The sequence below is a fragment of the Bifidobacterium sp. FKU genome, assembly GCF_026016385.1.
GTDB lineage: Bacteria > Actinomycetota > Actinomycetes > Actinomycetales > Bifidobacteriaceae > Bifidobacterium > Bifidobacterium infantis.
The window spans coordinates 1,354,110-1,377,783 of record NZ_CP092888.1 but is presented as its reverse complement, the minus strand read 5'-3'; the positions used below and the strand labels follow the sequence as shown (position 1 = coordinate 1,377,783).

Annotated in this window: 21 protein-coding genes and 6 tRNA genes; 3 read left to right on the top strand and 24 right to left on the bottom strand. The window is 60.3% G+C overall.

Translation table 11 applies throughout. The annotated features are described in order from the left end of the window. Positions 1-126 precede the first annotated feature (126 nt). The 4 genes from MMB48_RS06215 to MMB48_RS06200 form a co-directional block, all read right to left on the bottom strand. Positions 127-1,656, bottom strand: a complete 1,530-nt coding sequence (locus tag MMB48_RS06215) for a UTP--glucose-1-phosphate uridylyltransferase (RefSeq protein ID WP_080714753.1) — start codon at positions 1,654-1,656, stop codon at positions 127-129. Positions 1,657-1,897: 241 nt separating this feature from the next. Continuing rightward, a tRNA-Pro gene (locus tag MMB48_RS06210) sits at positions 1,898-1,971 on the bottom strand. Positions 1,972-2,035: 64 nt separating this feature from the next. Beyond that, positions 2,036-4,165 (bottom strand): bifunctional cytidylate kinase/GTPase Der, encoded by a 2,130-nt coding sequence (gene der / locus MMB48_RS06205; protein WP_032744061.1) that lies wholly within the window; start codon positions 4,163-4,165, stop codon positions 2,036-2,038. After that, positions 4,162-4,932 carry a pseudouridine synthase gene (locus MMB48_RS06200; protein WP_032744063.1) on the bottom strand — a complete coding sequence of 257 codons (771 nt, stop codon included), beginning with the start codon at positions 4,930-4,932 and terminating at the stop codon, positions 4,162-4,164. The genes der and MMB48_RS06200 overlap by 4 nt, the downstream gene beginning before the upstream one ends. Before the next feature lie 195 nt (positions 4,933-5,127). On the opposite strand from MMB48_RS06200, the gene MMB48_RS06195 reads away from it, so the two are divergent. Beyond that, positions 5,128-6,096 carry an MIP/aquaporin family protein gene (locus MMB48_RS06195; protein ID WP_032744064.1) on the top strand — a complete coding sequence of 323 codons (969 nt, stop codon included), beginning with the start codon at positions 5,128-5,130 and terminating at the stop codon, positions 6,094-6,096. Here MMB48_RS06195 and MMB48_RS06190 read toward each other — a convergent pair. The 18 genes from MMB48_RS06190 to MMB48_RS06105 form a co-directional block, all read right to left on the bottom strand. After that, positions 5,995-6,297 carry a hypothetical protein gene (locus tag MMB48_RS06190; RefSeq protein WP_012471861.1) on the bottom strand — a complete coding sequence of 101 codons (303 nt, stop codon included), beginning with the start codon at positions 6,295-6,297 and terminating at the stop codon, positions 5,995-5,997. The genes MMB48_RS06195 and MMB48_RS06190 overlap by 102 nt on opposite strands. A gap of 146 nt (positions 6,298-6,443) precedes the next feature. Continuing rightward, positions 6,444-8,081: a bifunctional phosphoribosylaminoimidazolecarboxamide formyltransferase/IMP cyclohydrolase gene (gene purH, locus MMB48_RS06185; protein ID WP_032744066.1), complete on the bottom strand. Its 1,638-nt coding sequence runs from the start codon at positions 8,079-8,081 to the stop codon at positions 6,444-6,446. Beyond that, positions 8,029-9,408 carry a DUF6350 family protein gene (locus MMB48_RS06180; protein WP_032744067.1) on the bottom strand — a complete coding sequence of 460 codons (1,380 nt, stop codon included), beginning with the start codon at positions 9,406-9,408 and terminating at the stop codon, positions 8,029-8,031. Before MMB48_RS06180 ends, purH begins: the two co-directional genes overlap by 53 nt. 19 nt (positions 9,409-9,427) lie before the next feature. Next, positions 9,428-10,339 carry a succinate--CoA ligase subunit alpha gene (gene sucD, locus MMB48_RS06175; protein WP_032744068.1) on the bottom strand — a complete coding sequence of 304 codons (912 nt, stop codon included), beginning with the start codon at positions 10,337-10,339 and terminating at the stop codon, positions 9,428-9,430. Beyond that, the gene (sucC, locus tag MMB48_RS06170; RefSeq protein WP_032744070.1) at positions 10,339-11,541 is read right to left on the bottom strand and encodes an ADP-forming succinate--CoA ligase subunit beta; all 1,203 of its coding nucleotides are present in this window, start codon (positions 11,539-11,541) and stop codon (positions 10,339-10,341) included. The genes sucD and sucC overlap by 1 nt, the downstream gene beginning before the upstream one ends. Before the next feature lie 96 nt (positions 11,542-11,637). Continuing rightward, complete coding sequence (locus MMB48_RS06165) at positions 11,638-12,219, bottom strand: adenine phosphoribosyltransferase (protein ID WP_032744072.1); 582 nt, start codon at positions 12,217-12,219, stop codon at positions 11,638-11,640. 51 nt (positions 12,220-12,270) lie between these two features. Beyond that, the gene (locus tag MMB48_RS06160; protein ID WP_050496252.1) at positions 12,271-12,702 is read right to left on the bottom strand and encodes a preprotein translocase subunit YajC; all 432 of its coding nucleotides are present in this window, start codon (positions 12,700-12,702) and stop codon (positions 12,271-12,273) included. Between the two features lie 77 nt (positions 12,703-12,779). Then, positions 12,780-13,844, bottom strand: coding sequence for a Holliday junction branch migration DNA helicase RuvB (gene ruvB / locus MMB48_RS06155; RefSeq protein WP_032744073.1), 1,065 nt, complete (start codon positions 13,842-13,844; stop codon positions 12,780-12,782). Then, positions 13,844-14,470, bottom strand: coding sequence for a Holliday junction branch migration protein RuvA (gene ruvA, locus MMB48_RS06150; RefSeq protein WP_032744075.1), 627 nt, complete (start codon positions 14,468-14,470; stop codon positions 13,844-13,846). The genes ruvB and ruvA overlap by 1 nt, the downstream gene beginning before the upstream one ends. Positions 14,471-14,527: 57 nt before the next feature. Next, complete coding sequence (gene ruvC, locus MMB48_RS06145; RefSeq protein WP_012577503.1) at positions 14,528-15,112, bottom strand: crossover junction endodeoxyribonuclease RuvC; 585 nt, start codon at positions 15,110-15,112, stop codon at positions 14,528-14,530. A gap of 5 nt (positions 15,113-15,117) precedes the next feature. After that, complete coding sequence (locus tag MMB48_RS06140) at positions 15,118-15,873, bottom strand: YebC/PmpR family DNA-binding transcriptional regulator (RefSeq protein ID WP_032744077.1); 756 nt, start codon at positions 15,871-15,873, stop codon at positions 15,118-15,120. A gap of 139 nt (positions 15,874-16,012) precedes the next feature. Continuing rightward, positions 16,013-16,597, bottom strand: a complete 585-nt coding sequence (locus MMB48_RS06135; RefSeq protein ID WP_032744078.1) for an HIT family protein — start codon at positions 16,595-16,597, stop codon at positions 16,013-16,015. Positions 16,598-16,608: 11 nt separating this feature from the next. Next, on the bottom strand, positions 16,609-18,642 hold the full coding sequence (gene thrS / locus MMB48_RS06130; protein ID WP_032744079.1) for a threonine--tRNA ligase: 2,034 nt from the start codon (positions 18,640-18,642) through the stop codon (positions 16,609-16,611). 148 nt (positions 18,643-18,790) lie between these two features. After that, positions 18,791-18,866 (bottom strand) — tRNA-Gly (locus MMB48_RS06125). Between the two features lie 31 nt (positions 18,867-18,897). Next, a tRNA-Val gene (locus tag MMB48_RS06120) sits at positions 18,898-18,970 on the bottom strand. Between the two features lie 48 nt (positions 18,971-19,018). Beyond that, positions 19,019-19,090, bottom strand: a tRNA-Val gene (locus MMB48_RS06115). 41 nt (positions 19,091-19,131) lie between these two features. Further along, positions 19,132-19,202 (bottom strand) — tRNA-Cys (locus MMB48_RS06110). 27 nt (positions 19,203-19,229) lie between these two features. Beyond that, positions 19,230-19,302: transfer RNA gene (locus MMB48_RS06105), tRNA-Gly, on the bottom strand. A gap of 192 nt (positions 19,303-19,494) precedes the next feature. On the opposite strand from MMB48_RS06105, the gene MMB48_RS06100 reads away from it, so the two are divergent. Next, on the top strand, positions 19,495-20,295 hold the full coding sequence (locus tag MMB48_RS06100; RefSeq protein ID WP_176338719.1) for a PAC2 family protein: 801 nt from the start codon (positions 19,495-19,497) through the stop codon (positions 20,293-20,295). A 216-nt stretch (positions 20,296-20,511) separates the two neighbouring features. On the opposite strand, the gene MMB48_RS06095 is transcribed toward MMB48_RS06100, so the two are convergent. Continuing rightward, positions 20,512-21,396, bottom strand: coding sequence for an undecaprenyl-diphosphate phosphatase (locus tag MMB48_RS06095; protein ID WP_032744081.1), 885 nt, complete (start codon positions 21,394-21,396; stop codon positions 20,512-20,514). 144 nt (positions 21,397-21,540) lie between these two features. On the opposite strand from MMB48_RS06095, the gene MMB48_RS06090 reads away from it, so the two are divergent. Beyond that, positions 21,541-22,332 (top strand): fructosamine kinase family protein, encoded by a 792-nt coding sequence (locus MMB48_RS06090; RefSeq protein ID WP_032744083.1) that lies wholly within the window; start codon positions 21,541-21,543, stop codon positions 22,330-22,332. Positions 22,333-22,455: 123 nt separating this feature from the next. Here MMB48_RS06090 and MMB48_RS06085 read toward each other — a convergent pair whose 3' ends face one another. After that, entirely contained in the window at positions 22,456-23,631 is a 1,176-nt protein-coding gene (locus tag MMB48_RS06085; protein ID WP_032744085.1) for a tyrosine-type recombinase/integrase, read from the bottom strand. Positions 23,632-23,674: the final 43 nt, after the last annotated feature.

Here is a 23,674-nt window from a genome sequence, read left to right as displayed (position 1 = left end):
TAGTTATTGTTTCGTTATAAGTGCGTATGAGTTTCCCCACACTCACTCTATCTTAGAGGCTTTTTCCGCGGTTGAGCGCCATTTCACAAAAATAATATCTTTTTTATCGTTCGACCGTGTTGTAAATCACACCCAATCGTTCGGTTCGATGCCTTGCGGGCCAACGTATTCGCCGTTCGGCACATAGCTTGGCTCGCCCTTATCTTCCAGTTTGGCGTCGGCGAACATCATGACGTCACGTCCGAATGTCCAATCGCCCTGAATGGAAACCGAGTTGGCTGCGGCCAAAGATGGCACGGCGTAGGGGAACCGTTCGTCGAAATCGTGGATGTTCTTGTAGTATCGCGGATCAAGTTCGACGTTCGGGAAGGTGTAGTTGCCGTCTTCCATCTCATACGTGTCCGTCAGATGGAAGCGATCGGAACGCATAATGAACAAATCATTGGTGGTTTTCACCGGAAGGAAGCGCATACGATCCACTTGGACGCAGATAGAACCGTTGAACAGACCGATTGCGGCACCCATGGCGGTTTCCAGCTGAATCACCTGTTCGGAGTTCGGGTCCGTGGGATTCACTGTCTTTTTGTTACGAATCACCGGCAACGGCAACACACCATCGCATTCGGCGAGCTTGTCTTTCAAAGCGTCGATGCGAATCCAGATCGAGTTGGTGTTGAAGTAAGGATGCTTGGTGATGTCTTGGGCCGCTTCCTTATCGTCCGGATGGACCTGGCTCATTTCACGCAGGATTAGGCGACCAGTGGCCTTGTCGCGCACAATATGGCCGCCCTTGCGATCGGCCTTGGTGCGGATGGCCACTTCAGCCATAAACGGGGCACCTGTGTTTTCGAAGTGCTGGGCCAACGTACGCGAGGGGCGCGCACCGAGATTGTCGGAATTGGAGATGAACAGATACTTGAAGCCGTGCTCCTCCAATACGTCAAGCAGACCAGACTCCCAGATGGTGGAGAACAGGTCGCCGTGGCCGGGCGGGCACCATTCCAGCTCCGGGTTCACAGGGTAGCTCACAGGTTCGCCGGTGGCGGCCACGAGCTTGGGTTCCTGATGCTGGATGATCTCCAGCGGCACGTCGTGTTGACTGAACTCGTCATGGCTCTCCAGCACCCTCATGGTATCCGCCGAAGTGCGGAAGGAATTCATGAAGGTCAGCGGCAGTTCCACGTTCAGACGGGTCCGGGCGGTGAGCACCTGACCGATGATGATGTCGATGAAACGCATCTGCCGGGCCTTATGCCTGCGCACCGGCAGCAGCGACTTGGCGTTGTTCAATCCCATGGAGGTGCCCAGACCGCCGTTGAGCTTGAGGAACGCGGTCTTGGCGAAGGCGTCCACGGCCTTGTCGTGGTTGATGGTCTCGTAGACGTCATGGAAACTGGGCACGTGGCCAAGCGGTTCGATGTCGTCTTCGCGTATCCAGCTGGAGGCCTCCTCGTGACGCCATACGTCATACAAATGGCGGAACTGGTTGATGGCGGTTTCGCTCATGCCATGCTCGCGCATCTTGGCGGCCGAAAGCTCGAAAGTCTCATCCACTTCAGGGGTGTTTACGGTTTCTTCGGTGGTGTCCGGGGTGACGGCGTCGGTGTCGTCAGCGGCGGCGATATCCAGTTGGGCCTTATCGTTTATTTCGGTCAATTCGGGTCCCTTTCGTCAAATCAATAGGAACTAGTCTAGCCCCTGTTTGGGGCAAACGCATACGACGGGGGTGCGGAGGCGGTGAATTGTCGGTGATAATTCCAATAACACGCCAAGATGAAGTCCGTGTTTAATCCATTACGAATGGCTTACAAAGGTAAGTCCGTCGTCATGTTGTTTGAAAACAGAAAAGCCCCGGAAGACAACCACTCAAAAGTGGCGGAATTCCGGGGCTAATCGGTCGGGCCGGCGGGATTTGAACCCGCGACCCCTTGACCCCCAGTCAAGTGCGCTACCAAACTGCGCTACGGCCCGATGGTGCAAAAGCACCGAGAAGATAATCTACCAGATATATGAAATCTGGCAAATTACGCGCGTGTCACTTCCGCTTCTTCTTCTCGCGGATGTTCACGGAGATCTGGATTGGTGTGCCTTCAAACCCGAATTCCTCACGCAGCGAACGCTCGATGTAACGGCGGTAGCCGTGCTCGAGGAAGCCGGTGGCGAAGATCACGAAACGCGGCGGGCGCGTGGATGCCTGCGTGGCGAACAGGATTCGCGGCTGCTTGCCACCACGCAACGGGTGCGGGTGGGCGGCCTGAATTTTGCCGAGGAAGGCGTTGAGCTTGCCTGTAGGAATACGCTGATCCCAGGATTCCAAGGCCTTGTTCATGGCCCGTGTCAGACGGTTGGTGTGCCAGCCGGTTTTGGCGGAAAGGTTGACGCGCTCGGCCCACATCACACGGTCGAATTCGGTGTTCCACAGGCGTTCGAGACGCTGCTTGTCGAACTCGTCCATCGCATCCCACTTGTTGAATACGAGCACGATTGCACGGCCGGCATCCACGGCGGTGGACATGACCTTCAAATCCTGATCGGATACCGGCTGCGATGCATCAAACAGGATCAGCGCCAATTCACAGCGCTCGATGGCAGCCTGCGTGCGCAGGGAGGAATAATATTCCGCGCCTGTGAGCTTGTGCTGGCGTCGCTTGATGCCGGCGGTGTCGATGAACAGCCAGTCCTCGCCATCGATGTTGACGATTTCGTCGACGGGGTCGCGCGTGGTGCCGGCCAAATCGTTGACGACGGCACGTTCTTCGCGCGCCAGCTGATTGAGCAGAGACGACTTGCCCACGTTCGGGCGGCCCACCAGAGCCACGCGGCGCAGGCCGGAAGGCGTGAGGTAGCCGGAAGTCTTCTCGGCCTGCTTGAGCTTGTCGAGCGCGACGTCCAGCAGGTCGCCCACTCCCCTGCCGTGCATGGCGGAAATCGAGTATGGTTCGCCGAGGCCGAGCTTCCAGAATTCGGCGGCAAGGTATTCGCTGGCCTGGTCGTCGATCTTGTTGACGGCCAGCACGATCGGCTTGCCGGCGGCACGCAGCATCTTGACGATGCGCTCATCGGTGGTGGTCATGCCCACTTGACCATCGACAACGAATACCACAGCATCGGCCAAGGTCACGGCAACCTGTGCCTGTGAGGCTATGGCGGATTCAATGCCTTCCACGTCGGCTTCCCAGCCGCCCGTGTCCACCAGCTTGAAGTCGGTGCCGGCCCATTCCGCGTCATAGCTCACACGGTCTCGCGTAACGCCCGGCGTGTCTTCCACAACGGCGGCACGGCGGCCGAGGATACGGTTGACCAAGGATGATTTGCCCACGTTCGGACGGCCTACAACAGCCAGCACGCCCACCGGCTTGGGGCCGGCCTTGCGCGCACCTTCCGTGAAACCACGGCCGGAAATCAGATCCTCATCGCCCTCGTCCAACTCATAGCCTTCGAGATTGGCGGCATACTGCTCGTATTCCTGGTTCTCGATGGCGTCCTCGACCAGACCGATGAGCAGATCGAGCGTGTGGGCGAAGTCCAGATCGGAATTGTCGATGGTGGTAACGCCATCGGCGGCGGTCAGGAAGCTGGTGACCTTGGAATCGGCCTTGTCGCGCGCGGCCACATCCTCAGCGCCCACGCCCTTGACAGCCTGGCCGGTGCGACGGGCCTGACGGACCTCCTCACGGGCGGTCAGCAGCACGCGCACCTCGGCGTCCGGGGACACCACGGTGGTGATATCGCGGCCCTCGGCCACGATGCCCAACCCCCCGGAGAAGGAGTCGGCCGACGCCTCGCGGGCGATGTAGGCGCGCTGGGCGGCGATGAGCACGTTGCGCACCGGGATGACGTTCGACACCTTGGAGACATGGCTGGAGACTTCGGAGGAACGAATGGCCTCGGAGATGTCCTCGTCGTCGGCGAATACGCAGGGGTTGTCCGGGTCCACGGAGATATCGAAATGGTCGCCGGTGAAGAACTCGCCCACCGCTTCGGTGATGACACGCTCATCCACGGTTTCGGCGTCCAGATCGATGCCCTGCTTCAGGCACCACCAAGCGCAGGCACGATACATCGCGCCCGTGTCAAGGTAGGCGTATCCGAAATACTTGGCCAGCGCCTTGGACGTGGACGACTTGCCCACGCCGGCGGGGCCGTCGATGGCAACGCGAATCACAGGCCAACCTCCTTGGACAGCGAACGGACTTCCGTCTGGGACAGCACGCGGTAGGAACCGGGCTTCAAATCACCGAGTTTGATCGGGCCGATCTGGGTGCGCACCAAGCGCTTGACCGGGAAGCCGATTGAGCCAAAGATACGGCGCACGATGCGGTTCTTGCCGGAGTGCAGCACGACCTTGACCATCGTGTAATCACGGGAGGCGTCGATGATCGCGCAGTGGTCGAGTTTGATCCAGCCGTCGTCGAGCTGCACGCCGGTGGTCACGAGTCGGCGGCATACGGTGCCGGAGATCTTGCCTTCCAGTGTGGCGACGTAGGTCTTTTCGACCTCGTACTTGGGGTGCATGACGTGCTGCGAGAGTTCGCCATCGTTCGTCATGAGGATAAGACCCTCGGAATCGTAGTCGAGACGGCCCATGTGGAAGATGCGATCGTACTTGTCGCCCACGATGTCACGCAACGTGTAGCGGCCCTTCGGATCGTCCATGGCGGAGAGCACCTTGCGGGGCTTGTTCAGTGCCAGAGTGACGTGGTTCGGATTGACGCGTACGCGCGAACCGTCTACTCGCACCTGCTGCTTATGGGGGTCGACGCGAGTTCCGAGCTCGGTGACCAGTTCACCGTCGACCTCGACACGGCCTTCGGTAATCATGTCCTCGCACTTGCGGCGGGAACCGAATCCCGCTTGGGCAAGCAGCTTCTGGAGTCGAATGGAATTGGAATCGTCTTGCGCTTTCGCAGCGCGGGAATATGCGTTTGGCATCGTTCTCCCAACGTGGCCGGACAGACTCTGTCATCGCAGAGACTGTCGATTTGTATACATACTTCAGAGTTGGCGGACTGGAATCCCAGCCAATTCCAACCTATATATCATACCGCAACGTAGGACTGCTGCTAGACTGGCAACCGTTTGTGCGGGTTCGCCCGTCTTCCAACAGATGAAAAGGAATGAACAATCATGGAAGAAACCAAGCAACAGCCGCTGGCCCTGCGCGTGTGCGCCGAATTGGCCGGCAGCTTCCTGCTGTGCTTTGCCATTTACGCCTTCTCCACATGGGGTTCGGCCGTGTATGGCATCAATATCGTGTTCTTCGCGTTGGCTACCGGCTTGGCATATGCCGCAGTCACCGCCATCTTCTCCCGCGTGTCCGGTGGACAGCTGAATCCGGCCATCACCGTAGCCTCCGTGCTGGTTTCCAAGACGAAAATCCTGGATGGCATCCTCTATGTGATCGCTCAGGTCATCGGTGCCATCGCCGCCGGCTTCGCCGTGGTCAAGCTGCTGCCCACATCCGAGCAGGTAGCTGCCAAAGTGTGGCTGACTCCGGCCGTTAACGGTTTCGAGAACGGCTCCGTGTCTTACTCGCTGCTGACCCAGTATGGCATTACGTTCTCGATTACGCTGGCGATTGTCGTCGAGGTCGTTGCCTCTCTGATTGTCGTTGCCACCGCCATGTCTTCTCTGGGTGATCACGGCGAGTCCTCGGACCGTCATGTCATTGCCATGGGTCTTGCCTATGGTCTGGCCGCCGCCATCAGCTACCCGGTTACCGGTGCCGGTCTCAATCCCGCCCGTTCCACCGGTATCGCACTGGCCGCGATGAATGAGGGTCTTACGCAAAATCCGCTGCAACAGCTGTGGGTGTTCTGGATTAGCCCGGTCTTGGCCGCCGCTGTGGTGGCGTTGGTCATGATCATCGCGCAGATGATGACCACTCCCAAAGTGCCGGCTGCCGCCGATCTTCCACAGACGGATGCCGATGCGAACGCGGACACGCTCGACGATGGCGAATTCTTCGATCAGGCCACCTCGTCTGATGGCGATTCAGCGGAAAAAGATGTTGCCGAAGAGTCCAAAGAAGCTGAAGTAGGTAATCAACAGGCCGATTCCCAAGGCGATGCCGATGAAGGAGTCGAACGCCACTGAGCGCACTTTCCATGGGCTTTTGTCCTGAAGAATCAGACGAACAAGCCCGGTGATGATGGCCGTCACGGCAAGTATGACCGTGGCGGCCATCGTATATCCGAAAGCAACCAGCAGTGTGATGACGGCGACGACGCCGAGTACGCACCATTCAAACCATGGCTTGCCCTCATGTGCTTCGGATACATAGGGATGGTTGTGCATGTTGCGATTCCTTCTGTCGAACGGTTACGTGACCACAATAGCAGGCGAATAGCAAAGGTGGGATTCCGCCTGGACCCGTCAACGGGTCCAGGCGGAATCCCACCTTTGTGCGTTTTGGCTGAGCTGCTCTCCTCAGAGAGTCCCGATCAGTGGAAGAAGTGGCGGGTGCCGGTGAGGTACATGGTCACGCCGGCCTTATTGGCCGCTTCGATGACCTCCTCATCGCGGATGGAGCCGCCAGGCTGCACGATTGCCTTGACGCCCGCGTCGATAAGCACCTGGGCACCATCGGCGAACGGGAAGAACGCATCGGATGCCGCGACCGCACCGGTGGCGCGATCGGCACCATCGGCCAGTGTGTTGGCGCGCTCGACGGCCAGATGGCAGGAGTCCACGCGGTTGACTTGGCCCATGCCGATGCCAACCGTGGCCTGGTCGTGGGCCAGCAGGATGGCGTTGGACTTCACGCAGCGGATTGCACGCCATGCGAACACGAGGTCCTTCAGCGTGTCGGCGTCGGCGGCCTCGCCGGCCACGAGCTTCCAGGCGTCCGGATCGTCGCCGACGGCGTTGATCAGATCAGTGTCCTGCACAAGCAGGCCGCCATCGATCTGGCGGATGGCCTCGTGGCCCTTCGGCGGCTCGGCCACCTTGAGGATGCGCAGGTTCTTCTTCTTGGTCTGCAGCAGTTCGAGCGCGGCCGGCTCATAGTCGGGGGCGACGATGACTTCGGTGAAAATCGGGCGCACGCTTTCGGCCATCTCAAGAGTGACCTTGGAGTTGCAGGCGATCACACCGCCGTAGGCGCTCATCGGGTCGCAGGCGTGAGCCTTCTTGTGGGCCTCAGCCACGGTCGCGCCAATGGCCAGACCGCACGGATTGTTGTGCTTGACTACGGCCACGGCAATGGCGGGAGCCATATCCCATACGGTGCGCCAGGCGGCGTCCGCGTCCACGTAGTTGTTGTAGCTCATCGGCTTGCCGCCGAGCTGCTCGGCGTGGGCGAAACCGGTCTGGTTGAGCGGGTCAATGTAGAGGGCGGCCTGCTGGTGGGAGTTCTCGCCGTAGCGCAGGGTGTGCGCACGATCCCAGGTGCGGGTGAACTGGGCCGGGAACTTGGCGGAATCGATTTCAGTGTCCTGATCGTCCTTGTCCACTTCGACGGCGTCCAAGGAGGCCGGCTTCGGCCAGTGCTTGGCGGTCCATTCGTTGATGGTGGCGTCATAGGCGGCGGTGTGGGCGAAGGCCTTGGCGGCAAGCCACTTGCGCTCGTCCAAGGAGAAGCCGGTGCCGTCGGCCACACGCTCGGCGACCAAGGCGTAATCGGCCGGATCGGTGACGATGGCCACGGTGGCGTGGTTCTTGGCCGCGCCACGCACCATGGAGGGGCCGCCGATGTCGATCTTCTCGATGGTGTCGGCCTCGTTTGCGCCGGAGCGCACGGTGTCGGCGAACGGGTACAGGTTGACGACCACCAGATCAAACGGCTTGATGCCGAAGCCGTCAAGCTGCTTGGCGTGTTCGGGGTTGGTCATATCAGCCAGAATGCCGGCGTGAATGTACGGATGCAGCGTCTTGACGCGGCCGTCGAGGCATTCGGGGAATCCGGTGACATCGGACACCTCGGTTACCTTGACGCCCAGCTCGGCGAGCTTCCTGGCGGTCGAACCGGTGGAAACGACTTCGGTGCCGGCCTTCACGAACGCTTCCGCGAGTACTTCGATGCCTTCCTTATGAAAGACCGAGACCAGTGCCCGACGGATCGGTCGGTTCGTGTTTGTCATCCTGTTCCTCCTTGGATTCTTGTGGTTGTGACGCCAGGGACCGCGCCTGACGGACGGTGACGGTCTTCGGGGTCGCGGCGGTGGTGCGGGAATCATTGATCCTCCCAACCAACCAGCCTATCGAAAAAACGAGCGCTGTGCCAATCAGCGCGAGTAGCCATGCCGCGGTAAATCCCAATGCGGTCGAATGACCGACGACTCTGGTGGAGGCCATGACGTCGACGCCAATGTGAGCGAGACGATGATCGCCAAGCGATCCATTGGACAGAGCGAACAGCAATGTGGATGCCAGTGAGATCATCATCGCGCTCAGGCAGAATGACCCAGCGGAGTAGATCAGCGAAACCAGTACTGGGCCGCGGGTGGACGCATTCCGTATATTCAACGGTCTGCAGGCGAATCCTTGCGGCAGGAATACAGCCAGCAGGCCCACGAGCGCAGCGATGGCGAGAGGCGCGTTCAAGGCAACGGTACGCCATAGTTCGCTGCTGACCGGTTCGGGAAGAATACCGAATACCGGTATTGCAGGAAGCTCTTTGGATTGGCCGAGCCATAACGTGAAACTGGCCAAATCACCGATGGCGAATCCGCCGCCGAAGAGCCAGGAAACAGCCCAGAGCATGACGTTGGGTAGCCAGATCAGCATGGCGACGGTGGTGAGAATTCGTGAACCGGTTTCCATCCCGGACAATCCGAACAACGATACGACAGCGGCATGGTTGCGTACCGCCCATACGATGACGGTAATCAATCCAATTGCCAGGTATATGCCCAGTATCGCGACGGCCAAGGCGACGCCGATTTTCAGGCAGTGGCGTATGTCCGCCGGCACCTGCTTGCGAGTCCAGTCCCTGAATGCTCGCATCTTGGCTGATTCCGGTACGGCTGCGCATAGGAAACCGATCGAGAATACGATGGCTGCTTTCAGCAACACAAGCCACTGGTCATCGACAAGACCTAGGTGTACGGATTGCCGGAATACCTCGTTCAACCCGAGCCAAACAACCAATCCGGCAACATACGCATGCGGCCCGTATGCTTTGATTCGCATGGTGAGTGCATTGATCAGCCATATCAGCAGTATAGTCAACATCAATGGCGTGATGGTGAGGGTGAACGAATCGGTTCTAAAGCCCGATCCCTCACTCAGAAGCACAACGGCCTGTGTCAGCGAGGTTGTGCCGACGGTGAGATTGTCGGCGCCCTCTTCCATGGAGACGACCAATAACATCAGCGCTGTATAGCAGCCTAATGCAATGGCATAGATGGCCATGGATGCGAGGGCGACTATGGCTCCCCGCACCCATTGGCGAATCACGGCTTTCATCACGATTGGTCGGAACCGATCAGTCGATGTCGGCCTTGGCGAGTATGTCGCGCATGATTTCGGCGGCCTGGCCCGGGGTCTTGCCCACGGGGATACCCGCCGCTTCGAGCGCGTTCTTCTTGTCCTGGGCGGTGCCCTTGCCGCCGGAGACGATGGCGCCGGCGTGGCCCATCTGCTTGCCTTCGGGGGCGGTGAAACCGGCGATGTAGGCGACGACCGGCTTGGTCATGTGCTCCTTGGCCCATGCGGCGGCATCCTGTTCGGCGAATCCGCCGATCTCGCCGATCATCATGACGGCTTTGGTGTCGGGGTCGGCTTCGAATGCCTGCAGGGCTTCCAGCAGCGTCGTGCCGACGATCGGATCGCCGCCGGCGCCGAGACACGCGGTGAACCCGATGTCGGACAGCTCGCCCATGAGCTGGTAGGTGAGGGTGCCGGACTTGGAAACCAATCCAAGCGGACCGCGCCCGACGATGCCGTCGGGGATGATGCCCAGGTTGACGCCTGGGTTGCCGAGGGTGATGAGGCCGGGGCAATTCGGTCCGATGATGCGCACGCCCCTGATGAGCGCGAGTTCGACGAAATACGCGGAATCGGCCACTGGAATGCCTTCGGTGATGACCACGATGAGTTCGATGCCGGCTTCGACTGCTTCGACCACGGCGGACTTGGCGAACTTCGGTGGCACGAACACCACGCTGGCCTTGGCGCCGGTGGCTTCACGGGCGTCGGCGCAGGTGGCGAACACGGGGATATCGGCGTCGGCGCCACCTTGGGCACCGGGGAAGGTGACGTGCATCCCGGCCTTGCGCGGATTCACGCCGCCGACGATATTGGTGCCGGCCTTGAGCATGCGCGCCGTATGGGTCATGCCCTGATGGCCGGTCATGCCTTGGACGATGACCGGAGCGCCGTCTTCGATGAACAGCATCAGAGAACCTCCTTGGACTGAATCGCCTCACCGGCGAGCTGCGCGGCCTTGGCCGCCGCGTCTTCCATGGTTTCGGACACATGGATATTCGTTTTGTTCGCGGAGGCGAGGATATGCAGACCCTCGGCCGCCGCGTTGCCGTCGAAGCGCACGACGATGGGTTTGGAACCGCCGAGCTTGGCGACGGCTTCGAGAATGCCGTTGGCGACCTCCACGCAGGAAGTAATGCCGCCGTATACGTTGATGAATACGGATTCGACCTGCGGGTCGGACAGGACGATCTGCAGGCTCTCGGCCATGACCGCGGCGGAGGCGCCGCCGCCGATGTCCAGGAAGTTGGCGGGTTTGACATTGCTGCCCTGCTCCTCGCCGGCGCCGGAGACGGCGTCCAGGGAACTCATGACGAGTCCGGCACCGTTGCCGATCACGCCGACCTCGCCGTGCAGATGCACGTAATGCAGTCCGTGCTCACGGGCGCGCTGCTCGAAGGGGTCGGGGACGACGGAATCCACGAATCGCTCCCAGCCACCATGCCGGAAGGCGGCGTTGTCGTCCAGGGAAATCTTGGCGTCCAAGGCGCTCAGCTGCTTGGTGGACTCGTCGTCCGGGTCGCCGATCTTGGCCAGAGGGTTGATCTCCACGAGTGTGGCGTCGTTGTCTTTGAAGACGCGCCACATCTTCAGCAGAATCTGCGCGGCCTGATCGACGTCGGCATGGTAGAAGCCGATGCTGCGGGCCATCTCGGTGGCCGCGGCCAGATCGAAATCGCCGAGCGCGTCGATGTGCAGGCGTTTGACGGATTCCGGATGCTCCTTGGCGATCTCCTCCACCTCGGTGCCGCCGTTGGCGGTTGCCAGCACATCGAAGTCGCGAGAGGTGCGATCCACGGAGATGGACACATAGTACTCATGCAGGATGTTCTTGGCTTCGGCCACGAGCACGCCGGAGACCTTGTGGCCGTGTATGGTCATCGGAAGAATGGACTCGGATTCGACAATGGCCTCGTCGCGGTTGTGGGCGATCTTGACGCCGCCAGCCTGACCGCGATGGCCGATCTTGACCTGCGCCTTGATCACGCATGGATAGCCGATTGCGTCCGCCGCTTCCGCGACTTCATGGGAGTTCTGGGCGAAGATGGCGCTCGGGGTGGGAATGTCCTGTTCCTCGAGCAGCTGACGCGCCTGATATTCGTAAAGATCCATCGATCCTTCCCTGACTATGTAATTGGTCCGTCATGTAACTGTACACAGTACATGACGGACCTTAAAAACCGAATGTATGTTGGGTGAGACGAACGCTCAGGCCGGCATCGCCATCAGCGAGCTGACGGGCTTGCCGCCAAGCTTGTCGATGCCGTCGAGGCCTTCGAGCCGCATCACGAAACCATAGCCCGCCACGGTGCCTCCCGCCTTGTCGATAAGATCGGTGGCGGCCTTGGCGGTGCCGCCCGTGGCGATGAGGTCATCGACGATAAGTACCCGCTCCCCCGCCTGCACGGCATCCGTCTCGATTTCGACGCGCGCCGAGCCGTATTCGAGATCATAGGATTCGCCGATGGTCTCGGGCGGCAGCTTGCCGGCCTTGCGTACGGCGATGAACCCCTTGCCCATGCGGGCGGCCAGAGCCGGGCCGAACAGGAATCCGCGCGACTCGAGGCCGGCGATGGAATCGAATTCGCTCGCGGGCACCGGCAGGGCCGCCTCAAGCGCCTCGAGCAGGATTCTCAGGCCCTTGGGATCGGCGAACACCGGAATGAAATCACGGAAGATGATGCCTTCCTTGGGGAACCCGGGTATGGAACGCACCAACGACACCAGATATTCGGCGTCCTGCCGTCCCACCTTGTCCAATGCGTCGATGGTGATGTCCGACTGTGCCATAATATTCACCCTCCTGTACTGATGTGCTGCGACGCCGCCAAATCGTACGGCCTACTTCGTGGCGGTCCCGTCTGCGGCGGCCGGGGAGTCGACGTCCTCGGCCGCATCGTTCTCTCCGGACGTGATGGACGCCTCGATCGGGGTCTGCCCGGACTCGTCGGCGGTCGGGGGCCCGGCATCCTGGTCGGGAAGCGGATCGCCGTTCTCGTCGACCTCGGCATCGGACACGTAGGCCGGGCGGATGTATTCGCGGGCGATGGCGTTGAAACCGAAACGCAGCTTGGATCCCTCGGAGTCGATGACGATCTCCTCGTACTGCTCATCGACCTCGACGACCTTGCCGATCACCTGGCCGATGGTGATGACCTCGGTGCCGGGCTGCAGGTTGCGACGGAAGTCCTGTTTCTCCTGCTGCTGCTGCTTGGCCTTCTTGGACTGCCACCACATCATGCCGCCGAAAACGACGATGATCATGATAAGCATAATGGACTGTTCCACGGAAAACTCCTTCAGATGAACGGCATTGACGAAATGTCGCCAAGTGTGCAAACAGGAAAAGTCTAGAAGGGCTTGCTGACATCATCCCTTGGCGTAATCCCCAGGTGTCGCCAGGCCTTCTCAGTGGCCACGCGGCCTTTCGGGGTGCGGATCAGGAAACCCTCACGCACGAGATACGGCTCGCATACGGTTTCCACGGTCTCCGACTCCTCGCCCACCATGGCCGCAAGGTTGTTCAGTCCCACGGGCCCGCCATTGAAATTACGCACGATGGCGTCGAGTACGGCGATGTCCAGGCGGTCAAGACCCTCCGAATCGATCTGGTATAAGGCCAAGGCCTCCTTGACGTCATCCGACCGCACCTCGATCAGGTCATGCACGATCGCCCAATCGCGCACACGGCGCAGCAGACGATTGGCGATGCGCGGCGTGCCGCGCGAACGCAACGCGAGTTCCCGAGCCGAGCCGTCGCCAAGATTCACGCCCAGCACATTGGCCGAACGTTCGATGAGCTTCTGCAGCTCGTCGTGCGGATAGAAGTCAAGATGTGCGGTGAAACCGAAGCGTGCGCGCAACGGACTCGGCAACATGCCCTCGCGCGTGGTGGCGCCGATGACGGTGAACCGCGGCAGGGTCAACGGAATGGAGCTGGCGCCCGGACCCTTGCCGACCATCACGTCGACGCGGAAATCCTCCATCGCGATGTACAGCAACTCCTCGGCGGCGCGCGGCAGGCGGTGGATCTCGTCGATGAACAACACCTCACCGGTATCAAGCGAACTGAGAATCGAGGCGAGATCGCCGGCGTGTTGGACCGCAGGCCCGGAAGTGACGCGAATCGGCACTTCGAGCTCGTTGGCCACGATCATGGCCAACGTGGTCTTGCCCAAACCGGGTGGGCCGGCGAGCAGGATATGATCGGGCGGCACGTCCCGCTTGCGCGCGGCGTCGAGGAACAGTTGAAGCTGGGCTTTGAGCCGGGGCTGGCCGATGAATCCCCCGAGGACATGCGGGCGCAATTCCTCATCGCTGACCGGCTCGTTGCCGATCGGCTGCGAGGAGACCATGCGTAACGACTCCTCGTTGGCACCGGTGTTGGAGGCGCCGTAATCCGTCGTCTCGTTCATCAGCGCCCCCTATCCATACGGGCCAAGGCGAGCCGCAGCACACGCGGCGCATCGTCGGAGGCCAGCGGCATGGGAACATCGTTCTCTGCGCAGGCTTCGTTGACGGCCCGCTGAGCGTCCTGCTGACGCCAGCCAAGAGAGATCAGACCCTCCACGACCTGCTCCACGCCGGTGTCGACGGTCGGCTGGTATGGCGCGTTGCCGGCCGACGCGTCATCGGACTGGTTCAGATCGACGGATCCCTTGAGCTCCAGGATGATCTTCTGCGCGCCCTTCCTGCCCAATCCCGGCGCCTTGGCCAGTGCGGCGGCGTCATTGTCGGCGATGGCGCGGGCCAGCTGGCTTGGGGTCATCGTGCCCAGCAGCGACTGCGCCACCTTCGGTCCTATGCCGGAGACCTTGATGAGCTGCAGGAACACTCTCTTGGAGTCCCGGTCGAGGAACCCGTACAGTGTGACAGAATCCTGCGAGAGGTTCAGATACGTGAAGACGCAGGCGTCCTGGCCGGCGTGCAGGCGGCCCAAGTCGGTGGCGGACATGCGCGTCTCATAGCCCACTCCCCCGACGTCGATCAATGCGGTGTCGGTTTCAACCGATTCCACCCGCCCGGTCAGCATGCCAATCATACAGGTACTCCTTGAACGTTTCGGTATTCAGGATTCGAACATCTGTTCGAAAGTATACTACATACCTCGATCGCTGTTCTTGCGTCGGCGCGTGGAGTTTTGCGCAGCCTCAGCCCACTGGCGTTGCGCGGCGGTCAGATGCTGCTCACGCTCGCCGCCCTGCAGCGCCCCCGCCGGACGCAGGGCATGGCATATGGCCAAGGCCAGCGCGTCGGCGGCGTCGGCGGGCGTCGGCATCTTGGTAAGGTTCAGGACACGCGTCACCATGCGTTCCACCTGCACCTTCTGCGCCTGCCCGTTGCCGGTGATGGCCAGTTTCGCCTCAGTCGGGGTGTGAAGCGCCACGGGGATGCCGCGTTGCGCGGCGGCGAGCATGGCAAGGCCGGCCGCCTGCGCGGTACCGAGCACGGTGTTGCGGTTGGACTGGGCGAACACACGTTCGATGGACACGGCATCGGGTGCAAAGCGATCCATCTTCTCGGACAGGCCGTTATAGATGGCCAAAAGACGCAGATCCTGGGTGATGTCCGGCGAGGACCGCACCACGTCCACGTGAATAAACGAAAGCCGGCGGTGCTCGCCGGCTTCGATCACGCCGACCCCGCAGCGTGTAAGCCCGGGGTCGACGCCGAGGATGATCACGAGGACTACTCCTCGTCGAGCTGGGCCATCACCTCGTCGGAGGCGGTCCAGTTGGAGTAGATGTTCTGCACATCGTCGAGGTCATCGAGGTTGTCGATGAGCTTGGACACCTTGCGGGCGTCTTCGAGGCTCAGCTCGACCTCGTTCTTCGGCTGCATGACCTGATCAGCGGAATCGTAATCGAAGCCGGCGTCCTGCAGGGCCTTGCGCACGGTGAACAGGTCGGACGGACCGGTCACGACGGTGAACACCTCGCCATCGTCGGTAACGTCCTCGGCACCGGCTTCGGCTGCGGTCTCGAACAGCTTGTCGAAGTCCACGCCTTCGGACGGAACCACGATCTGGCCCTTGCGCTCAAAGTTGAAGGACACGGAGCCGGAGGTGGCCAGGGAGCCGTTGCCCTTGGTCAGGGTGGAACGCACTTCGGCGGCCGCACGGTTGCGGTTGTCGGTCAGGCACTCGATGATGAGGCCCACGCCAGCGGGAGCGTAGCCCTCGTAGACGATGTCCTCGTAGTTGGCGGCACCGTCTTCGTCACCGGCACCACGCTTAACGGCGCGGGCGATGTTGTCGGCCGGCATGGAGGCCTTCTTGGCCTTGTAGATGGCGTCGTACAGGGACGGGTTGCCGTCTGGGTCGCCACCGCCGAGGCGGGCGGCGATTTCGATGTTCTTGATGAGCTTGGCGAAGAGCTTGCCGCGCTTGGCGTCGATGGCGGCCTTCTTGTGCTTGGTGGTCGCCCACTTGGAATGACCTGACATAATGCTCCTAGCAGTAATAAACGGATGATGTCAAACGAGACGATTGTAGGCCGTTAATCAGACATACCCGTGATGTTTTCGATTGTCTTTTTGAATCATGCGCTGGTTCGACCAGATGCATGAGGGTATCGCGCCGGTATCAGACGAGCGGCAGATGGTAGTCGGAAGCCAGCTGTGCAAACGCTTTGGCATACGCATCCCGCTGATCGGACAGCAGAATCGGCATGGTGCGCGTTTGGGCGACGATGGGCATGAAGTTCGCGTCACCGTTCCAGCGCGGCACCACATGCTGATGCAGATGGGCCGCGACCCCCGCGCCCGCTACCTCGCCCTGATTGATGCCGATATTGTATCCGTCCGGATGGGAGACGGTCTCCATCACCTTCATGGCGAGGGTGGTGGCCTTCTCGAACTCGAACAATTCGGCGTCGTCAAGTTCGGTGATGAATCCGACGTGACGGTACGGGCAAATCATGAGATGCCCGACGTTATACGGGTAGAGGTTCATGATGGCGAACACGTGCGTGCCGCGCCAGGCGATGAGGCCGTCTTCGTCGGACTTCTTCGGTCCAGCGCAGAACGGACATTCCTTCGACTTGGTTTTGGTCGGACGATCCTCGCTGTTGCGCAGTACATAGGTCATGCGCTGCGGGGTCCACAGTCGTTCGACCGTGTCTTCCTGAGACGGGAAGTCCGCCGGATCATCGACACGCACGTCAGCCATCATGTATTCCTTTACTCAGTTACAGCGGCGTTGAAGTCGTCGGCGGAGTTCACCTGGACGCGCTTGGCGATCACGGCGAGGATCTGCTCGCGAGCCTTGTCCACCGGTACGCCGTTGAGCTGGCTGCCGTCGCGGAAGCGGAAGCTCACCGCGTTGTTGTTCATATCTTCCTCACCGACGATGAGGATGAACGGCACTTTGGACTTGGAGGCGTTGCGAATCTTCTTGCCGAAGCGGTCATCGGAGTAGTCGATCTCGCAACGGACCATCTCATCCTCGAGGGACTTGACGAAACCGGCCAGATGCGGGGCGAACTCGTCGGCGACCGGCACGCCGAGCACCTGCACGGGGGCCAGCCACGCCGGGAAGGCGCCAGCGTAGTGCTCGAGCAGCACGGCGAAGAAGCGTTCGATGGAGCCGAACAGGGCGCGGTGAATCATCACCGGACGCTGATGGGTGCCGTCCTTCGCGATGTACTCAAGCTGGAAACGCTCGGGCAGGTTGAAGTCGAGCTGGATGGTCGAGACCTGCCAAGTACGGCCGATGGCGTCACGGGCCTGCACGGAGATCTTCGGGCCGTAGAAGGCGGCCCCGCCCGGATCGGCCACGAGGTCGAGGTGGGATGCCTCGGCGACCTCACGCAGGGTACGGGTGGCCTCCTCCCAGATCTCGTCGGAGCCGACGTACTTATCCGGATCCTTGGTGGAGAGCTCCAGATAGAAGTCGGACAGACCGAAGTCCTTGAGCAGATTCAACACGAAGGTCAGCAGGCTGGTCAGCTCGTCCTTCATCTGCTCGCGGGTGCAGTAGATGTGGGAATCGTCCTGAGTCAAGCCACGCACACGGGTCAGGCCATGGACCTCGCCGGACTTCTCGTAGCGGTACACGGTACCGAACTCGAAGAGGCGCAGCGGCAGCTCACGGTAGGAGCGCTGGCGCGACTTGAAGATCAGGTTGTGCATCGGGCAGTTCATCGGCTTGAGGTAGTAGTCGAAGCCGGGCTTGGTCACGTTGCCGTCCGCGTCGTACTCCTCATCGAGGTGCATGGCCGGGTACATGCCGTCCTTGTACCAGTGCAGGTGGCCGGAGGTCTCGTACAGGCCGCCCTTGGTGATGTGCGGGGTCTGCACGAAGCTGTAGTGGTGCTTGCGGTGCATCTCGCGCGAGTAGTCCTCCATCGCGTTGATCACGGCGGCACCCTTCGGGTGGAACACGGCCAGGCCGGGGCCGATCTCGTCCGGGAAGGAGAATAGGTCCATCTCGGCGCCGAGCTTGCGGTGGTCTCGCTTGGCGGCCTCCTCCAGACGGGTCTGGTATGCCTTGAGATCTTCCTTGTTGGCCCAAGCGGTGCCGTAGATGCGCTGCATGGTCGGGTTCTTCTCGCTGCCACGCCAGTAGGCAGCGGCTGAACGCTCAATCTTGAAAGCCTTGATGTAGCGGGTGTTCGGTAGGTGCGGGCCGCGGCACAGGTCCTTCCAGACCACATTGCCGTCACGGTCGACGTTGTCGTAGAAGCTGAGTTCCTTCTCGGAAATCTCGGTGGCGGCGGCCGGGTCGAGGTGTGCTTCCTTGTCTTCGATCAGCTCGATCTTGAAGGGCTGGTCGGCCTCTTCCTTCAGGGCCTCTTCCTCGGTCACGGACCGGCGGCGGAAGGACTGGGAGGACTTGATGATGCGCTGCATGCGCTTCTCGATGTCCTTGAGGTCTTCCGGGGTGAAGGGCTTGTCAACCTGGAAATCGTAGTAGAAGCCGTCCTTGATCACCGGGCCGACGCCGAGCTTGGCGTTCGGATAGACCTCCTGCACGGCCTGGGCCATGACGTGGGTGGCCGAGTGACGCATGATCGCGAGGCCGTCTTCGGAATCGAGCGTGATGGGCTCTACGGTGTCGTCGTCGGCAAGCGGCGTGTACAGGTCACGGTTTTCGCCGTTGATCTTGACCGCGATGATGTTCTTGTCTTCCGCGAACAGTTCTACGCCGGTGGTGGTTGCTTCCACCTCCTTCGCTTCGCCGTTGACGGTTATGGAGATGGTAGCTTGCGCCATGATTTGTCCTTTGCTATCGGGGCCCGCGGTACTAATGTGCAGGCCTGGACTGGTTAATCAACGTAGGACACGATAGGTTGGGCGTACGACAAATACCACCAGCATCTGAACCAATACGAAAAAACCTCGCCGAAGCGAGGTTTCGTTGTGGAGCGGACAACGGGACTCGAACCCGCGGTCTCAACCTTGGCAAGGTTGCGCTTTACCAACTAAGCTATGTCCGCAAAGGAATCCGCCGTGAGAAGCGGAATCCAGTGGGCGATGTAGGAATCGAACCTACGACCCCTTCGGTGTGAACGAAGTGCGCTAGCCGCTGCGCCAATCGCCCGAATACTCGGTTCTTCAGTTATATCCAGTCGAATTGCTTCGACTTTCGTGGGCGATACAAGATTCGAACTTGTGACCCCTTCCGTGTCAGGGAAGTGCGCTACCACTGCGCCAACCGCCCGGGTCATACTTCATCCCATTGAATTGCTTCGCTGGTCTGAGAGGTGGGTACGAGAGTCGAACTCGTCTATACGGCTTTGCAGGCCGCTGCCTAACCGCTTGGCTAACCCACCGTAAGGTCTGTCAACTCACGGACCTAGAGCGGACAACGGGACTCGAACCCGCGGTCTCAACCTTGGCAAGGTTGCGCTTTACCAACTAAGCTATGTCCGCGTGTGTTTCCTTGGCGAGGTCTCCCTGCCGAAGCACGAGTGTTTACTATACACACATGCGTGTAGTTCGTCCAGCTGCGGCGTGTCGCCTGTAATTGCATACTCTCGCTTATGGCTAAAGCGTGCGCTTCAGGCAATGAACTCCAGTTACTCTAGAGGTATGAGTGAAGCAGCGAAGGACACCGGCGCAGTATTGATCGCCGCATTCGAGGGATGGAATGATGCCTGTCAGGCGGCGACGAACGTGGTGCGCCATCTGGTCAAGCGATATGAGTCCCGCGAGATTCGTCATATCCGTTGTGATGATTTCTATGACTACCAGGTTGCCCGTCCTATGCTGTGCCATGTTTCGGGACGCACCAATCTTATCTGGCCGCAGACTACGTTCTACGACATCACGTTGGACGCAGGCAAGCATATCTATGCGCAGATCGCCCCTGAACCGAACTATCGGTGGAAGGAATACTGTAGCCAGAGTCTGGCCATCGCCGATGAGCTGGATGTCAATCGAATCATTACGTTAGGTTCGATGTTCTCCGATTGCCCGCATACTAGGCCGTTGCCCATCGCCGTCAGCGACGGAGACTGTCAATGCGAAGGAGACCGGTCGTATAACGGCCCGGTGGGCATTCCTACTGTTCTGGATGTGGCCGCCGCGCAGCAAGGCTTTGCTCATTCCTCAATGTGGGTGTCCATCCCCCAATATTTGGGCAGCGACGAATGTTCTGCCGGCACTATGCGATTGCTGGATGCGTTGGGCAAGCATATCGGCTTCACCTTCGATACGGCAGATCTGAAGCAGAAAGCCGAACAGTGGAAGGCTCAGGCATCGATACTGGTTCGTTGTAATGACCAGCTTCATGATTATGTGGAGCATTTGGAGCACGACTACGACTTGCAGCAGAAAGCCGAGGCGGAGGCTTCTTTGGGAGCGCCCCAGGCCGAACAACTGGTCAAAGAAGCGGAAGCATTTCTGCGCCAGATGGGTAATTAGCCCATATATGGTGATGCTCCCGCTGGATGAACAGCCCTGTGGGCTGTTCATCCAGCGGGAGCATGTGCACGTCGCACAAAATGTCGGGAGCTGGCTCGCGTAGCGAGACTGAGGGTGGTTCTGCTGGCATATTCCAGTGACCATCATCAGTCAGCTTCGCTGACGGCTCCCGCCGGCGGGAGCACCATTATATTGAGTCGCCTCTATTGATCTGTCTTATGCCGCAGCCGCCACGGAGGGATCGATGGCCGGCAGCACGCCCACAATCAGCAGCACGGCGACGACCACAGCCAAACCGATGCGGTAGATGGCGAAGGCCTTGTAGGAGAAGGTCGATACGAACTTCAGGAAGCCGATGATCACGATATAGCCGAGTACGAAGCTGATGACCATGGCCACGAGGGTCGGCCCCCAGCCGGGGAACATCGCATCGGTTTTGTAGTTCTTCACGGCCTTGACGGTTTCCAGCAGCCCCGAGCCGAACACCGCGGGAATGGCCATCAGGAAGCTCAGGCGCACGGCGGCTTCGCGGGTGTATCCCAGTGCGCGACCGACGGTGATGGTGCCGCCGGAGCGGGACACGCCCGGAATCAGTGCCATGGACTGGCCCAGACCGAAGAGGAACGCATCACGGTACGTCATATCGTCCATGGTCTTGTTCTGCCGGGCCTTGGCGTCCACCACCCACAGCAGCACGCCGAACACCAGCAGCACGGTTACCGTGATCCACAGGTTGCGCAACGAGGTTTCGATGACGTCCTGCAGCGTGAAGCCGAGGATGACGATCGGAATGGAACCGACGATGATGTTCCAGCCGAGTGTGGCGTATTCGTCGCCACGCCCCATACGGGCTTTCCAATCCTTGCCGTTCTTGCCGAACAGGCAGCCGAACCAATGGGTGAGGATGTTGATGATGTCATGACGGAAGTAGAGGATCACCGCCAGTTCGGTGCCGATCTGGATGATGGCGGTAAACGCCGCACCGGGATCAGAGCCCAGCATCAAATCGCCGAAAATACGGATATGCGCGCTGGAGGATACCGGGAGATACTCGGTCAGCGCCTGAACGATGCCGAGAATGATCGCTTGGAAAAAATTCATAACCCCTCGTGATTTCTAAGTATTTGATGTGTTATGACGATGAACACCCTACCCAAGGGGGTGTAGAACAACACTAAGAATCGGTAACATCCACGGCTTCTACAATGAAAGTGGATATAGTACGTAAGCGACGAAGGGAGCATTATGGCCACGTATCGCAAAAGCAGGGCATTCGCACCGGAAGGATTCTTCGAATGCGAGGGTCGAGGACTCGAATGGTTGGGAGCGGCTCATGCGCAGGGCGGCCCGCGCGTGGTGCAGGTATACGGCTGGGGCAAGGATTATCTGGATATCGAACGTGTGGGCAGCGCGTCCCCCACGCCTCAGGCGGCACGAGCTTTTGGTGCGGCTCTGGCCCATATGCATGATACTGGTGCCGAATATTTCGGGTCTGCGCCTGACGGATATAACGGCACATGCTACTTCGGATCATTGCAGGACCCAGTGAAAATGGATACCGGCGAGTGGACCGACCCGATCAGCTATTTCGCTGATGGACGGCTGCGCCCGATGGTCAACCTTGGTGTGAGGCGTGGCGAGCTGGATAAGCGCGATGTTGAGTTGACTGAGCGCGTGATTGAAGCGCTGCCGGATCTGATGGGCCGCGCCGCAGCCGACAAGCCGGCGCGCATCCACGGCGATCTGTGGAGCGGCAATGTGATGTGGACCGCCGATTCCGGGCAGTCCGAGGCCGTGCTCATCGATCCGGCGGCACATGGCGGTCATCGCGAGGAGGATCTGTCTATGCTGCACCTGTTCGGCATGAGCTATCTGAGCGAAATCACCGAGGGCTACCAGTCCGTACATCCGCTGAAGGCCGGATGGCAGGAGCGTATCACGCTCTGGCAGCTCTACCCCATCGCCGGCCATTGCGTCTTCTTCGGCGGCGGCTACGTCAACGAATACCGCTCCATGTGCCGTTCTCTGCTGAAGTGACAGACTTGGCTCCCCTCTCTGAGGGGAGCCAAGAACGCATCCACTCTCAGCTCAGTGCGTCCTTCAACTTGCTGAAGAATCACCATTCATGGGAATGGCGTGATTCCAACGTTTCTGAGGGTTTCATACGGGCTCCAAAATGTTTTTGCCCACATTTTGCCCACATTCTTCCACGCCCGTCTCCACCTGCACTGCGGCGTCGAGCATACGGGCCACATCCATCAGGTCGCTGTCGAACAGATCCGCATACACATCCAACGTCATGCTCGCGTTCTTGTGGCCGAGCATCCGCTGCAGCGCCTTGACGTTCGCCCCGGCGTGCACGGCCAGCGATGCCGCGGTATGGCGCAGGTCATGCGGTGTGGGCCATTCCTCCTTCGGCCAGCCCAGGCGCACCAGCGCGTGATACCACCAGCCGGTCGTCTTCGCCGTGCTCTGCTTCATGATCGGGCCGCCCCGCAGGTCACGGAACACCCTTTCGTCCGGTTCGCGTGCCCCGCATATCGGTTTCAGCGCTTCCATGACGATGAGAGGCATGGGCACGTCGCGTTCCTCGCTGTTCTTCGGAGTGCCCTCGACCCATCTTGCCCCGACGTACACGAGGTTGCCGCCCACATGCAGCACTCCCCGATCGAAGTCCAGGTCACGGGCCTTCAACGCCGCCGCCTCGCCCCAGCGCAATCCGCAGAAGCCCAATGTCAGCACGAGCGCTCGCCGCTCCGCTCCCAGATGCTTTCCTCTGGCGCATTCGTCGGCGAATGCGATCAGCCGGGATATGGTCAGGTACACGCGACGGCTCTTGCGCCTCGGCAGTTTGGGGAGCTCGACGTTTTCACAGGGATTGTCGAGTATGAGCTTGTCCCGCACGGCCATGCGGCAGATGCCGAGCATGGTCTGGTACGGGCGGCTCACGGATGGAGCGCCCGAGTTCTCGATGATGTCGCTGATCCACGCCTGGACCTCGGCGCGGGTGATGGTGCCGATTCGACGATCGGTCCAACGCTCCTCGCAGTAGAGCCTCCATGAGTCGGTGGCGTTGACCCGTGTGGTTTCCTTCCAAAACGGCCATTTTTCCTTCAGCCACTGCTCATACAGGTCTCCGACGAGCCGTTTGCCGCCTTCCGGATCCACGTAGCTGTTGGTTGCCTTGGCGATGGTGACGTGTTCCGCCGCCCAGTTTTCGGCGTCGATTTTACGGCGGAAGCCCCTCTTGTCGGTCTGCGTGCCATCCGGTTTGCGGTAGCGGACGCGATAACGTACTTCGCCTTTCGATGTCTTGTATCTGGTGATGTTCGCCATGATTTTCACTCACTTGTACGGTTTTCCAGTTTTAACGTGTTTT

Coding starts and splice junctions, on each gene's coding strand:
- ruvB (WP_032744073.1), bottom strand. CDS start 13,844: ATGAACGAGACGACGGATTACGGCGCCTCCAACACCGGTGCCAACGAG.
- purH (WP_032744066.1), bottom strand. CDS start 8,081: ATGACAAACACGAACCGACCGATCCGTCGGGCACTGGTCTCGGTCTTT.
- MMB48_RS06085 (WP_032744085.1), bottom strand. CDS start 23,631: ATGGCGAACATCACCAGATACAAGACATCGAAAGGCGAAGTACGTTAT.
- MMB48_RS06135 (WP_032744078.1), bottom strand. CDS start 16,597: ATGGCTGACGTGCGTGTCGATGATCCGGCGGACTTCCCGTCTCAGGAA.
- thrS (WP_032744079.1), bottom strand. CDS start 18,642: ATGGCGCAAGCTACCATCTCCATAACCGTCAACGGCGAAGCGAAGGAG.
- MMB48_RS06140 (WP_032744077.1), bottom strand. CDS start 15,873: ATGTCAGGTCATTCCAAGTGGGCGACCACCAAGCACAAGAAGGCCGCC.
- MMB48_RS06195 (WP_032744064.1), top strand. CDS start 5,128: ATGGAAGAAACCAAGCAACAGCCGCTGGCCCTGCGCGTGTGCGCCGAA.
- MMB48_RS06095 (WP_032744081.1), bottom strand. CDS start 21,396: ATGAATTTTTTCCAAGCGATCATTCTCGGCATCGTTCAGGCGCTGACC.
- MMB48_RS06190 (WP_012471861.1), bottom strand. CDS start 6,297: ATGCACAACCATCCCTATGTATCCGAAGCACATGAGGGCAAGCCATGG.
- ruvA (WP_032744075.1), bottom strand. CDS start 14,470: ATGATTGGCATGCTGACCGGGCGGGTGGAATCGGTTGAAACCGACACC.
- sucC (WP_032744070.1), bottom strand. CDS start 11,541: ATGGATCTTTACGAATATCAGGCGCGTCAGCTGCTCGAGGAACAGGAC.
- MMB48_RS06180 (WP_032744067.1), bottom strand. CDS start 9,408: ATGAAAGCCGTGATTCGCCAATGGGTGCGGGGAGCCATAGTCGCCCTC.
- MMB48_RS06165 (WP_032744072.1), bottom strand. CDS start 12,219: ATGGCACAGTCGGACATCACCATCGACGCATTGGACAAGGTGGGACGG.
- MMB48_RS06200 (WP_032744063.1), bottom strand. CDS start 4,932: ATGCCAAACGCATATTCCCGCGCTGCGAAAGCGCAAGACGATTCCAAT.
- MMB48_RS06160 (WP_050496252.1), bottom strand. CDS start 12,702: ATGCTTATCATGATCATCGTCGTTTTCGGCGGCATGATGTGGTGGCAG.
- sucD (WP_032744068.1), bottom strand. CDS start 10,339: ATGCTGTTCATCGAAGACGGCGCTCCGGTCATCGTCCAAGGCATGACC.
- MMB48_RS06090 (WP_032744083.1), top strand. CDS start 21,541: ATGGCCACGTATCGCAAAAGCAGGGCATTCGCACCGGAAGGATTCTTC.